13 protein-coding genes are annotated in these 13,490 nt (G+C 34.6%); 4 read left to right on the forward strand and 9 right to left on the reverse strand.

Going from position 1 to position 13,490, the window contains the following annotated elements:
- Position 1 precedes the first annotated feature (1 nt).
- The 3 genes from AC5ZCW_RS08130 to AC5ZCW_RS08140 form a co-directional block, all read right to left on the reverse strand.
- The gene (locus tag AC5ZCW_RS08130; RefSeq protein ID WP_496118996.1) at positions 2-862 is read right to left on the reverse strand and encodes a hypothetical protein; all 861 of its coding nucleotides are present in this window, start codon (positions 860-862) and stop codon (positions 2-4) included.
- Between the two features lie 156 nt (positions 863-1,018).
- Positions 1,019-2,221 carry an LETM1-related biofilm-associated protein gene (locus AC5ZCW_RS08135; RefSeq protein ID WP_496118998.1) on the reverse strand — a complete coding sequence of 401 codons (1,203 nt, stop codon included), beginning with the start codon at positions 2,219-2,221 and terminating at the stop codon, positions 1,019-1,021.
- 109 nt (positions 2,222-2,330) lie between these two features.
- A complete protein-coding gene (locus AC5ZCW_RS08140; RefSeq protein WP_008468500.1) occupies positions 2,331-2,858 on the reverse strand; it encodes a superoxide dismutase family protein in 528 nt (175 codons plus the stop codon).
- A 213-nt stretch (positions 2,859-3,071) separates the two neighbouring features.
- Here AC5ZCW_RS08140 and AC5ZCW_RS08145 point away from each other — a divergent pair, with 213 nt between their 5' ends.
- The 4 genes from AC5ZCW_RS08145 (at position 3,072) to AC5ZCW_RS08160 (ending at position 5,551) form a co-directional block, all read left to right on the forward strand.
- Positions 3,072-3,500: an META domain-containing protein gene (locus tag AC5ZCW_RS08145; protein WP_496119000.1), complete on the forward strand. Its 429-nt coding sequence runs from the start codon at positions 3,072-3,074 to the stop codon at positions 3,498-3,500.
- Between the two features lie 4 nt (positions 3,501-3,504).
- Positions 3,505-4,020 (forward strand): DUF4251 domain-containing protein, encoded by a 516-nt coding sequence (locus AC5ZCW_RS08150; RefSeq protein WP_343541658.1) that lies wholly within the window; start codon positions 3,505-3,507, stop codon positions 4,018-4,020.
- 41 nt (positions 4,021-4,061) lie between these two features.
- Entirely contained in the window at positions 4,062-4,976 is a 915-nt protein-coding gene (locus AC5ZCW_RS08155) for a transporter (protein WP_496119003.1), read from the forward strand.
- An 83-nt stretch (positions 4,977-5,059) separates the two neighbouring features.
- Positions 5,060-5,551 (forward strand): hypothetical protein, encoded by a 492-nt coding sequence (locus tag AC5ZCW_RS08160; protein ID WP_198856478.1) that lies wholly within the window; start codon positions 5,060-5,062, stop codon positions 5,549-5,551.
- 50 nt (positions 5,552-5,601) lie between these two features.
- Here the strand turns inward: AC5ZCW_RS08160 and AC5ZCW_RS08165 are convergent, their stop codons facing one another.
- The 6 genes from AC5ZCW_RS08165 to AC5ZCW_RS08190 form a co-directional block, all read right to left on the reverse strand.
- A complete protein-coding gene (locus AC5ZCW_RS08165) occupies positions 5,602-6,618 on the reverse strand; it encodes a glycoside hydrolase family 18 protein (RefSeq protein ID WP_496119005.1) in 1,017 nt (338 codons plus the stop codon).
- 308 nt (positions 6,619-6,926) lie between these two features.
- Positions 6,927-8,717, reverse strand: coding sequence for an acyl-CoA dehydrogenase FadE (locus AC5ZCW_RS08170; RefSeq protein WP_496119007.1), 1,791 nt, complete (start codon positions 8,715-8,717; stop codon positions 6,927-6,929).
- A 59-nt stretch (positions 8,718-8,776) separates the two neighbouring features.
- Positions 8,777-9,127, reverse strand: coding sequence for a four helix bundle protein (locus AC5ZCW_RS08175; protein ID WP_343541667.1), 351 nt, complete (start codon positions 9,125-9,127; stop codon positions 8,777-8,779).
- 128 nt (positions 9,128-9,255) lie between these two features.
- The gene (locus tag AC5ZCW_RS08180; RefSeq protein ID WP_091491817.1) at positions 9,256-10,437 is read right to left on the reverse strand and encodes a thiolase family protein; all 1,182 of its coding nucleotides are present in this window, start codon (positions 10,435-10,437) and stop codon (positions 9,256-9,258) included.
- 96 nt (positions 10,438-10,533) lie between these two features.
- The gene (locus AC5ZCW_RS08185) at positions 10,534-12,924 is read right to left on the reverse strand and encodes a 3-hydroxyacyl-CoA dehydrogenase/enoyl-CoA hydratase family protein (RefSeq protein ID WP_496119010.1); all 2,391 of its coding nucleotides are present in this window, start codon (positions 12,922-12,924) and stop codon (positions 10,534-10,536) included.
- A 47-nt stretch (positions 12,925-12,971) separates the two neighbouring features.
- Entirely contained in the window at positions 12,972-13,430 is a 459-nt protein-coding gene (locus AC5ZCW_RS08190; protein WP_274253820.1) for a MarR family winged helix-turn-helix transcriptional regulator, read from the reverse strand.
- Positions 13,431-13,490 lie beyond the last annotated feature (60 nt).

Genomic DNA, 13,490 nt, shown 5'->3' on the forward strand with positions numbered 1-13,490 from the left:
ATCAAGTTATTGTTAATCCACATTCTTGTAATTCTTTTAATATATCTCTCACTTTGTTTATTGGCTTGCCTTCTGTTCTTTGAGGGGAAACATATCCATTTGTATTATCTCTTTTGTAATGTTGATATAAAGTTTGTTCATCTAGATAAACAGGTCCGTTAACTGGGTATGTATATTCTGCAAGACTAAACCTAGGCTCTGTACTTAAAGCAAATCCTAAAATTTTTATTGCGTAATCAGCAATTACAGCTGCTTTTCCTGGTACAAAACCTACTGCGGCAGTTGTAATTCCTAAAAGACTTAACTTATTGTTTAATTCATTCCTGTTTTCGGAAACTTTTAAATAGGTATAATTTACATAGGTTCTTCTATTGCAAATGGAAGCTTGTTTAATGTACTCGTGAAATTTTTCTAGTAAATATATTTTCCCATTTCTAAATGTAATTTGCTTGTTTTTTATTACCAGATTATGGAGCTCCTTTTTGTCAACGCATCGCTCTAATTCTTTTCGTATTTTGGTAGAAGAATCTAAAATATGTTCTCCATTTACATACTTTAATCTAAATGTTGTATTGACTTTTTCTCCTTTTATTATACGTCCTTTATTATCCATGTAAATGGTTAGGGCACTCAAATAGCAATTTCTTGGAGTTGTTGAAACATCACCTCTTTCAACAGGATCAGTGTAACATTTATTTAATTCTAAAGATGTCAAGGCAGTGATACAATGAAATAACCCATTTATTTTCATTGATATGCTTTGTGTATAGTAAGATCTGTATAAATCTCTATATTGATATTCTTCCCAAGGTTCAGGTACAATATCTGGCTCATAGTTGCCAAAGCTAATAGATGGTCCCATGTTTATAATTTTACTGTTTTAGTAAAAATATTTTATCACAATCAGATTAATAGCTAGTAAAAGACAAAAAAGTAATAAAATAAGTCTTTTCTGAGAAAGCTTTAAGCAGCTTAAAAGTACTATAAAAAAAAATCACCCTTTTACACGGCGGTTTTTTTATTCGTTTTCGTCTAAATTCTCATTAAATGCCGATGGCAGCATTGTTGGAATAAACTTTATCAATATTGGCAAAAGTAAACTTCCTCCAGGAAGCAAGAATATTGTCAGTGACGGAATGGTTTTACAAATATCCAAAAGCTGTTTTTTTACCTTTTTCTTTTCTTTTGCATCTAAATCTCTCGTTGTAGAATAGGCGAGTAGCACCATTAATTCTTTACTCTGAACGATTTCTTTAATCAGCCTGTTTTTGTTTCGTATGATTAGTTTGACTACACTATGTGTCATTTGGTCATAAAAGTGCTTAACAGGATTGGAATAATTAAAGTATGGAATCTTCTTTTTATGAGTTGTGATAAAAGTATTGGTTGTATCCATACTTTTTGTTACAAAATCGTCAGAAACTCCCATTGTTGAACCTAAGGCGTATAGAAAATAAGACTCTTCGTTTTCAACTACACCATCACTCCATAAAGCCATTCCGGCCATATCTATTAGGTAATAATGTTCAAGTCTATTTTTAAAATAGTCAAGATTTAAAGTTTCTAAAGTCTCAACCGTAACTTTCGAAAATTTGGAATAGCGTATAGAAGCTTCAAAAAGCTTGATTAAAAGATCATCATGCTGAGATTTTACTGTTTTGGTTTTTAAAGCCAAACCTACAATTCCGAGAACGGTTTCTTCAATTCTTTTTAAATATTTTTCTGGAATTTCTCCATGTTCCAAATATTGTCTAAAGGCCAAAACATCAATAAACAAAAGCGCATTGGTTACCAAATGTGAGAAGTTTTTGCTGATGATGCTGTCATTGGTTTGGACTCTCTGGTCAATAATGTTTTCTAGAGATAGAGAAGGAGTATCTTTTGGCAATAAAATTTTAAATAAATTAAATCCTTCTGGATTCATTTGCTTGTAGAACTTTAAAGCTTCAGAAATAAAATTTTTAGGTTCCGAATTTCTTTTCTCTAAGCAAAAAACATGATATAGAGTATTAAGTAAGGCTACTTTTGAAATTTCGGTTTTAAACCAGCCTTTTATCGGAATAGGAACTTGCGAATCTATAGCAATAATATGTCCGTAAATAAATCCCGTTTCTCTTACTTTATAGTAAAACGAATCTACAGTTTCAAAAGGAATTGCTTCTGAAAACTTCTGTTCACTAAAAAATTTATCGATCCAGCCTGGTGCTGATGGGTTAATCATGGACTTTATTTTGCTGATGCAAAGCTATGCCTTTTTCTTGTTTTAGGATTCATTTTAAAATGAAATAACCGCTAGATTTTGTTAAAAATAGCGGTTATTATGATTTTTCTTATTTGATGATTCCTGCGCAGGCAACTCTTCCTCCAGCATTTCCAGTTGGCTGAGTTGTAAAATCGTCTGTTCCGGCATGCACAATTAAACCTTTGCCAAGAACATCTTTATTAGAGTCTCCACATCCAACGCACCATTCGTCAGTAGTTAATGTGATAGATCCGTTACCTTTTGCATCAGCGGTAAAGTTTCCAATATCACCTTTATGATATTCTCCAACTCCCCATTTTCCATGTTTTTTGAAAGTTGGATTCCAATGTCCTCCGGCAGAACTTCCATCTGCAGAACTACAATCTGCTTTTTCATGAATGTGAATTGCGTGAACTCCAGGTTCTAATCCAGTGATTTTTGCTGTAAAAGTTACTTTACCATTTTTCTCAACAAAAGTGGCAGTTCCAGCTACTTTGCTGTTGCTTTTTGGTTCTAATGCAACAGTCAGAGTTTTAGCGTCATTTGATTTGTTATTTGTTTTACAACCAATGATTAAGGCTGTAATTATAGCGAAAGAAACAATTAGTTTTTTCATATCTACGGGCATTTTTAGTTAAAGATTAAGTAAATTTAACATAAAATAACGGAATTGATTAACTCTAAAAGTTAAAAAAAAGTCAAACTATACGTTATAATTTGATATTGATTGAGTTAAAAACCGAAAATATTGTTTAAATTCGTATAGGTTTTTAACGAATAATTTCTGAAAACCATTTGTCTAATTCGCTCACATTTAATCCTTAATGTTATGATGAAAAAGATTTTTACCCTCGTTTTTTTTAGTTCGTTTTTAATTTCCTGCAAATGCGCAAAAACGGATGCAGTTTCTAAGCTTGATGGAACTTGGGAATTGAATTACATTTCTGGACCACGAATTGCTTTTGATGGATTATACCCAAATAAAAAACCAACCATACAATTTGATACTAAAACAAATCAGGTTTCTGGTAACGCAAGCTGTAATTCATACACAGGGAAATTGGTTGTTGATAGCAACAAAATTGATTTTACTCAGCCAATGGCAGTAACCAAAATGATGTGTTTGGATGGATTGCAAGGAGAACAAACTTATTTGAGTACGCTTCAAAAAATAACTTCTTACGATGTAACTGATGATGGTAAGACCTTGAATTTTATTTCTGGAGATATTGCCATGATGCGTTTTACTAAAAAATAGTGTTATGAAAACTACGATGTCTGTTTTACTGTTTTTGATTGTAATTAACTTTTCGGTTTCTGGACAGGAAAAAACAAAAAAAGAACTTAAGCAAGAAAGGGAACTCAAGAAACAAAATGAAATTAAAGCGCTTATAGATAATCGGAATTTTGTTTTTGAAGCTCAAAAAACAACGCCTCAAGGCGGGAGATTAATTCAGCTAGACTATAATACTTATTTTTTAAAATTTAAAGTTGATAGCACAACTTGCGATCTTCCCTTTTTTGGACGTGGTTATAATGTTGGTTATAATACCGATGGTGGTATAAAATTTGAAGGGAAGCCGGAGAATATTAGAGTCGAAAGTAAAAAGAATAATACCATTCTAAAGGCAACAGTAAGAGGTAAAAGTGATGTCTACGATTTAACCTTTTCTATATTCTATAATGGTAGTACAACACTTTCTGTGAGTAGCAATAATAGAGGTCCAATTAGTTATGATGGAGTGATATATGCTCCAAAAACAGCAGAGAAACAATGATTTAATTCAATACTAAACTTGTCACAAATTCGTCTGAATATATGGTAAGAATCTTTCTTTGGTTATTAAAGTGGCAGTTTTCGATTTTATTTTTCTTTTTTGGTGTGTTCAGCGTATTTGGTCAGGATTTGGAACCCAGAGTGTATGCAAATGTTCCTAAAGGTTTAAATGTAATTGCTGCAGGCTATGTTTTTATGAACGGAAATGTGCTGACAGATCCTTCTCTACCTATAAAAGATTTTACGCTTCAAAGCCACAATATGGCTGTAAATTATATCAGAACTTTTGGTATGGCTGATAAATTGGCTCGTATACAGGTAGCGCTACCTTTTACGTTTATGGATGGATCTGCTGTAATTAGTGACCAGCTGATTACTGGCTCAAGAACTGGTTTTGCAGATATGAAAGTGCGTTTCGGAATTAATTTGCTAGGTTCTCCTGCACTTGATAAATCTGAATTCAGAAGTTTTGAGCAAAAAACAATTCTTGGAGTCAGTTTGGTTACTTCAATTCCAACCGGAAGATATTATGGCGATAAACAAGTAAACATTGGAACAAACCGCTGGGGCTTTAAGCCCGAAATAGGGGTGTCGAAACGATTTGCTCATGTTTATGCCGAGGCCTATGGCGGGATGTGGTTTTATACGGACAATAATGATTATTTAGGAAAAAAATTAGAGCAAAAACCAACCTATAGCCTTCAGGCGCATGCAAGCTATTATTTTAAAAACCAAATGTGGGTTGGCTTCAATACGACTTGGTTTTTTGGAGGTCGAACTATTACTGATGGAGTTTCAGATGATAGCCAGATTGACAACTGGCGAGTAGGAGGAACTTTTTCTACTCCAATTGCAAAAGGACAGTCGATCAGATTTCAATATCATGTAGGAGCATATACCAACAACGGACTGAATTATTATGCCTTATCAGCAGTTTATCAATATTCTTTCTTTTAAAATCTTGATTATGATTTAATGTGTTTAAAATCAGTATATTTGAGTATGCATATATTTTTAAAAACAAATTTAAAATTGAAACTATGAAAAAATTAAGTCTTATTCTTATCATGGCAGTAGCCTCATTTTCATCTTATGCGCAGTCTTCTTACAAAGAAGATTTAGAAGTAGTACAAAGTGTTTATGGAAAATCTAAAGCTGACCTGGTAAAACAGTACATGAATTTATCTGACGCACAAGCGGCAGCCTTTGCAAAAGTTTACGATAATTATGAAACGTCGCGAAAGGCTTTAGGGCAGACAAAGTTTCAATTGATAAATGATTATGCGGCTAATTACGAAACTTTAACCGATGCTAAAGCTGATGAATTGGCAAAAGCTACTTTGAAAAACCATGTTGATTATGAAAAGCTTTACTCTAAAACTTATAATCAGGCAAAAAAAGCAATTGGTTCAATAAATGCAGCAAAGTTTATTCAGCTTGAGGTTTATCTTCAAACTATAATTAGAAGCGAAATTTTAGAAGCTATTCCATTTATTGGTGAAATGGATAAAAATAAGACTAAAACGATGTAAAATATTCATCTATAAAAAAAGCGGGAATCAATTTGATTCCCGCTTTTTTTTTATTTTTCAGTTTTAACTTTGTAAATTTCATTTACCATTCCGTCGCGGAAACTATCCAAAGTAAGTTCCCAAAACATAATTCCGCCTAATTTTTTTGCTTTTGCGTATTCAGCTTTTGCTTTGATCGATTTTAAATCATCCGATGTTGCAAAAGTTTTAGTCGAAGCGTTGTACCAATATGGTGCTTGAGCTTTTTCATCATAAAAATATTTCCAGCCGTTTGCTTCTGTGTAGGTTGTAGCGTAGTTTTTAAAGTCAACACCTTGAAAGTGTTCTCCAGCTTGATACAATCCATTATTGATGTTTTCTACATTTTTCCATTGTCTGGTATAAAATGCGCCTCCAATTACTAATTTTTCAGCAGGAACTCCTGCTTTCAATAAAAATTCAACAGCTCTATCTGTAGATTCTTCTTTCGGATTTGTGCTATATAATGGTGTATGATGTCCCGTAACTTTTGAATATCCGTTTACTAAATCGTAACTCATGATATTAATGCGGTTTACATAAGGAGCAACAGCTTTCCAGTCGATAGACTCATCTAAACATTTTTGAAAACCTCCAGCGGCAAAACTTAGTTCATATTTTTTTCCTAATGTTGAACGTAAAATTTTAAGAAGTTCTGTAAAATTAGGTTTATCAGCAGCTTGATATAAATGACCTGGAAGTCCTTCAATTGATGGGTATTCCCAATCTAAATCTAAACCATCAACTTTAAAATAGTCACTTACTTCTTTTACAGATTTTGCAAATTTTAAGCGCCCTTCAGCAGTAGAAAAAGCTTCTGAACAAGGTTCGCAGCCTCCCCAGCCACCAAGTGATAAAACGATTTTAAGTTGAGGATTTTTCGCTTTAAGAGAAACTAAATGTTTGATTGTAAGAGAATCTTTTGCAGAATCGACACTTAGTTTGCCATCTTTTAAATGACAGAAACTAAAAATAATCTGATTTAATTTTCCTACCTCGTATTGATCAATAAGTTGAGAATCGCCAGTGTAATAGGCAATAATGTCCATTTTTTTATTTTTCTGTGCGAAGGCGGCAGTGAAGCAAAAGCACAATAAAAATGATGCAATTAGGTTAATTTGTTTCATTATTTTGTTTTTTATAGTTTTTAGAATGTTAAATATAATGCAATCCATTTGATGTTTGACTATTCTCTATGAGTCGGAGAGCTAATTTTAACAAATATTTTGCAAATAGCTGCAAAATTATTGCGACTTGTAGGAAATGCCTTTTACTGAAAATTGTAAAAAAATAAACCCGCACAGTTTCGGACTTGTGCGGGTTTATAACAAATTAAAAGCTAAAAACTATCTTTATATTAGAAGCAGTATGTGTTTTCTGCTACTAATTTTGCTGCAATTTTTTCTCTAAGTGCCACAACATTTGGCAGGTTAGTATATTTAGTGAAACGTTTAAGTCCCATTAACATCATGCGTTGTTCGTCACCTTCAGCGAAAGAAGCGATTCCTTCTTTTCCTCTTAAGTTTACAATATCTACAGCTTTGTACAAGTATAATTTTGCCATAGCGATTTGCTCTTGAACTTTATCTTCGCCTTGAGCTTTTGCTAACTTTTCAGTTCTCAAAATTGTACTTTCAGCCATGTAGATTTCAATCAAGATGTCAGAAGCCGCCATCAATAATTGTTGGTGAGCATCTAATTCAGGACCATATTTTTGAACAGCGCTACCAGCAACCATTAAGAAAACTTTCTTAAGGTTAGCGATAATTCCTTTTTCTTCAGAGAATAATTCAGAGAAATCTGGAGTATCAAAAGATGGAATTCCCATTAATTCTTCTTGAACTTTCATTGCTGGTCCAAGTAAATCAACGTGACCTTTCATTGCTTTTTTGATTAACATACCTACAGAAAGCATTCTGTTGATTTCGTTTGTACCTTCATAGATACGAGCGATACGAGCATCTCTCCAAGCACTTTCCATTGGAGTGTCTTCAGAGAATCCCATTCCACCAAAAATTTGAATTCCTTCGTCAGAACAAGATTGAACGTCTTCAGAAACTGCTACTTTCAAGATAGAACACTCGATAGCGTATTCTTCAACACCTTTTAATTCTGCTTCTTGATGAGAAGTTCCTTCTGCTTCACGAGCAGCAATTCTGTCTTCGATGTCTTTTGCAGCACGGTAAGAAGCACTTTCTCCAGCATAAGCATTAGTAGCCATTTCAGCCAATTTAGAACGAATAGCTCCAAAAGATGCAATAGGAGTATTGAACTGAATTCTTTCGTTAGCATATTTTACAGCTCCAGAAGTAACCCTTCTTTGAGCATCTAAACAAGCAGCAGCCAGTTTAATACGTCCAACGTTTAACGCGTTCATTGCAATTTTGAAACCGTTTCCTCTTTCAGACAGCATGTTTTCAACCGGAACTTTTGTTTCATTGAAGAAAACCTGACGAGTAGAAGAAGCACGGATTCCTAATTTATGCTCTTCCTCATTCATAGAAATTCCGTTTGAAGGATCGTTTTCTACGATGAAACCTGTAATATTTTTATCGTCTCCAATACGAGCAAAAACGATGAAAACGCTACAGAAACCCGCATTCGAAATCCACATTTTTTGACCTGTGATAGAGTAGTATTTTCCGTCTTCAGATAAAACTGCTTTTGTTTTTCCTGAGTTAGCATCAGATCCTGCACCTGGTTCAGTTAAGCAATAAGCTCCAAACCATTCTCCAGAAGCCAATTTCGGAACGTATTTTTTCTTTTGTTCTTCAGTACCGTAAAGTGTAATTGGCATAGTTCCAATTCCAGTATGTGCACCAAAAGCAGTTGAGAACGAACCTGTTGCTCCAGAAATGTAGTCACAAACTAACATTGTAGAAACAAATCCCATTCCTAATCCACCGTATTCTTCAGGAACTGCAACTCCTAAAAGTCCAAGTTCACCAGCTTTACGCATAGAAGCTTCTGTATAAGCGTAATCTTTTTTCTCAAAACGATCTTTATGCGCCCATAATTCTTTGTCCACGAACTCTTTTACAGAGTCACGCATCATTAACTGCTCTTCCGAGAAATCTTCTGGTGTGAAGATGTCCTCGCATTTTGTTTCTTTAACTAGGAATTGACCTCCTCTTGTTTTGTCGCTCATGACTTTTTGTTTTTTAGATTGATAGGATGAAAAAGAGGCAAGAAGCAAGAAGAAAGATTTTAACCTAACTTATTGATGAAGCCTGTAGTCATCTTTTGAAATTCAATTATTTTGTTTTCTAATTTTTCTGTTTTTTCTTTTGTTAGATAGTCGTTTTGACAAGCTATTAACAATTGTGTTTGCAATTCAAATGACGAACCTAAACTAATATTCAAATAATGCTGAAAGTGTTTATTTCCTCTGTTAGAGCCCTCAGCAATATTTGAAGGCATTGAAACAGAACATCGATTCATTTGACTTGTCAAACTATATGTTTCTGACTTTGGAAAAGAGGAAGTTAGTTTATAGATATCATTTGTAATTTCCATAGCTAAAATCCAAATTTTCAAATTCTTAAAATTGTGTCTCATGTTTTTTTGAGGCAAGATAAGAAGAAAATTTAAAAGTAAGTTTTTTACTACTTTTTGAAATACACTTTTAGAATATCTACATTCCAAATGTAAGTCTTGCTTCTTGCTTCTTTCTTCTCAAAAAAAAACTACAACACCTCGTAAATCCCTGCAGAACCTTGTCCAGTACCCACACACATCGAAACGATTCCGTATTTATTACCTCTGCGTTTCATCTCGTCGAATAACTGAACAGAAAGTTTAGCACCTGTACATCCTAGAGGGTGACCTAAAGCGATTGCTCCACCGTTTACGTTTACGATTTCTGGATTGATGTTTAGTTCACGAGTAACTGCTAAAGCTTGTGAAGCAAAGGCCTCGTTTAACTCGATTAACTCGATATCGTTTAATGTTAATCCCGCTTGTTTCAAAGCTTTCGGAATTGCTTTTACAGGACCAATACCCATAATTCTTGGCTCAACACCAGAAGAAGCAAAGTTTACTAATCTGGCAATTGGCTCAAGGTTTAATTCTTTTACCATTTCTTCGCTCATGATTAGAACGAATGCAGCACCGTCGCTCATTTGAGAAGAGTTACCAGCCGTTACACTTCCGTCAGCAGCAAAAACTGGTCTTAAACCTGCTAAAGCTTCTTTAGAAGTTCCTGCTCTTGGTCCTTCGTCTTTGTTTACAACGTATGATTTAGTTTCTTTTTTACCATTTTCATTGATGAAAGTCTGCTCAACAGTAATCGGAACGATTTGTTTGTCGAATTTTCCTTCTGCTTGTGCTTTTAAGGCTTTCATATGAGAGTTGTAAGCAAACTCATCTTGATCTTCTCTAGAGATTTTGTATTGATTGGCAACCGCTTCAGCAGTTAAACCCATTCCCCAGTAGTAATCTTCGTGACCTGCAGCCGCAACTTTATAATCCGGAGTTGGTTTGTAACCTCCCATCGGAATATAACTCATACTTTCTGCACCACCAGCGATGATACAATCTGCCATTCCTGATTGGATTTTAGCAGTAGCCATTCCGATAGTTTCTAATCCAGATGCACAGTAACGGTTAACTGTAACACCAGGAACGTCTTCTACTTTTAATCCCATCAAAGAGATCAAACGTCCAACGTTAAGACCTTGTTCCGCCTCCGGCATGGCATTTCCTACCATAACGTCGTCGATACGTTTTTTGTCGAAATTAGGCAGTTCGTCCATCATAAACTGAATGGTTTCTGCAGCTAATTCATCAGGTCTTTTAAATCTAAAAACACCTTTTGGAGCTTTTCCAACTGCTGTTCTATATGCTTTTACTATATATGCTGTTTTCATTTGTTTTTGTTTTTTAAGATTGGTAGAAGCAAGAGGCAAGAGGAAAGACAAAACTTTGTTTTGAAGTCTTGCTTCTTGGCTCTTTCATCTTATTCTCTAATTACGAAGTGGTTTTCCTTTAGTTAACATATATTGAATACGCTCCAGAGTTTTTCTTTCTGTACATAAACTCAAGAAAGCTTCACGTTCGATATCTAATAAATATTGTTCAGATACTAAAGTTGCTTCAGATAAATCACCACCAGCCATTACATAAGCCAGTTTGTTAGCGATTTTCTTGTCGTGCTCAGAAATGTATTTTCCAGCCTGCATTTGGTCAGTTCCAACTAAGAACATGCCTAAAGCTTGTTTTCCTAATACTTTAACATCCGTTCTTCTGATTGGTTGTGTGTAACCAGCTTCAGCCATTAACAAAGCATGTTTTTTAGCTTCAGCAATCTGACGATCTTTGTTTACTACGATAATGTCTTTTCCATGTTGTAAAAGTCCAGTATCAAAAGCTTCGTAACCAGAAGTCGAAACTTTAGCCATTGCGATTGTCAAGAAATACTCTTGAAGAACGTTCAACTCCACATCGTTTTTGCGGAATAAATCAGATGCTCTTAAAGTCATTTCTTTAGAACCACCACCACCAGGGATAACTCCAACACCAAATTCAACTAATCCCATATAAGTTTCTGCAGCAGCTACCACTTTATCAGCATGTAAGCTCATTTCGCATCCACCTCCAAAAGTCATTCCGTGGGGTGCTACTACAACTGGAATAGAAGAGTAACGAACGCGCATCATTGTATCTTGGAACAATTTAATTGCCATGTTCAATTCGTCGTATTCTTGTTCAACCGCCATCATGAAAATCATTCCGATATTAGCTCCAACAGAGAAATTCGCTGCTTGGTTACCAATAACTAAACCTTGATATTCTTTTTCAGATAAGTCGATTGCTTTATTGATAGCTTGTAGAACGTCACCACCAATTGTATTCATTTTAGATTGGAATTCTAAGTTCAAGATTCCGTCTCCTAAATCCTGAATGATTGCACCACTGTTACTCCAAACTTTTTTGCTTTCGCGAATGTTGTTCAGAATAATGAATGAATCTTGTCCAGGAACTTTTACTTGAGATTTTGTTGGAATATTATAGAAATAAGTAGCTCCTTCTTTTACAGTATAGAAACTGTCGCTTCCAGAAGCCAACATTTCAGTAACCCATGCAGCAGGCTCTAAACCTTCAGCTTTCATGATTTCAATTCCTTTGGCAACACCAATAGCATCCCAAATTTCGAATGGACCATTTTCCCATCCAAAACCAGCTTTCATGGCATCATCAATTTTGTATAATTCGTCTGAGATTTCAGGAACTCTGTTTGACACATAAGCAAACATTCCGGCGAAACTCTTACGGTAGAATTCTCCTGCTTTGTCAGTTCCTTTAACTAATACTTTAAAACGATTGATTGGTTTATCAATAGTTTTTGTTAGTTCAAGCGTAGCAAAATTTGCTTTTTTCGCAGCGCGGTATTCTAATGTATTTAAGTCTAAAGAAAGAATATCTTTATCTACTTTTTTGTAGAAACCTTGTCCAGTTTTACTTCCTAACCAATTATTTTCCATCATTTTATTGATGAAATCAGGAAGTTTGAACAATTCGTGCTGTTCGTCGTTCGGGCAGTTTTCGTAAATACCGTTGGCAACATGTACCAAAGTATCCAAACCAACAACGTCAACCGTACGGAAAGTAGCTGATTTTGGACGACCAATTACTGGTCCTGTCAATTTATCAACTTCTTCAATCGTTAATCCCATTTCTTTTACAAGGTGGAATAAACTCTGGATTCCGTAAATCCCAATTCTGTTTCCAATAAACGCCGGAGTATCTTTAGCAACAACTGAAGTTTTTCCTAAGAATTTAGATCCGTATTCGTTTAAGAAATCCAATACTTCAGTAGAAGTTTTTGGACCAGGAATAATTTCAAATAATTTTAAGTAACGCGCAGGGTTAAAAAAGTGAGTTCCGCAGAAGTGCTGTTGGAAATCTTCGCTTCTTCCTTCACTCATAAAATGAATTGGAATACCAGAAGTGTTTGAAGTAACCAAAGTTCCAGGTTTACGGAATTTCTCGATTTGTTCAAAAACTAATTTCTTAATGTCTAAACGCTCTACAACAACCTCGATAATCCAGTCAACATTAGCAATTTTTGCCATATCATCTGTTGTATTTCCAGTCGTAATTCTGTTTGCGAATTTCTGACTGTAAATAGGAGATGGTTTTGATTTTAATGAATTCGCCAAATGTTCGTTTACCACACGGTTACGAACGGCTTTACTTTCAAGTGTTAACCCTTTTTTAGCTTCAGCTTCGGTCAGTTCACGCGGTACAATGTCAAGAAGTAAAACTTCGACACCAATGTTAGCAAAATGACAAGCTATACCTGAACCCATAATTCCGGATCCAATTACAGCAACTTTTTTAATTGTGCGTTTCATATTTGTTATTATTTGTTTTTTTACAGAATCAGGACAATCAAAATTGATTACTTTTCTTCTGTGTTTTCTGTTTGATTAAATATGTTTTTATCGTGAATCAGTTCATTGATGATTTCAGAAACTTCGATAAAATGATTCAGCTTTTCTTCTGAGACATGTTTTCTAACGGTTTCATTAAATTTTAGAACTGTATTTTTAGATAAATCTCTTTTTTCTTTTCCAAAATCGGTCAGGTAAATCAAAACACCTCGGCCATCGCTTGGGTTTTTTTTGCGAACAATCAAACCTTTTTCTTCCATAGATTTTAAGGTTCTTGTTAAGCTGGTGGCTTCCATTCCCATTCTTGGGCCAAGAGCCGTTGATGGAGTTCCTTCTTCCTTGTCCATACTTAAAAGAGCAAATCCAGTCGCCATTGTGGCATCGTATTTAGCAGCTTCTTCATTATACATTCTTGAAACAGCTTGCCATGTCGCTCTTAAAATATAATCTATCGTTTTGTCTTTCATAGGTAACTATATCGATTTCAAATATAATTAAAAAATACTATGCATGCATATAATTTTTTA

This window comes from Flavobacterium sp. PLA-DH12 (assembly GCF_059511845.1).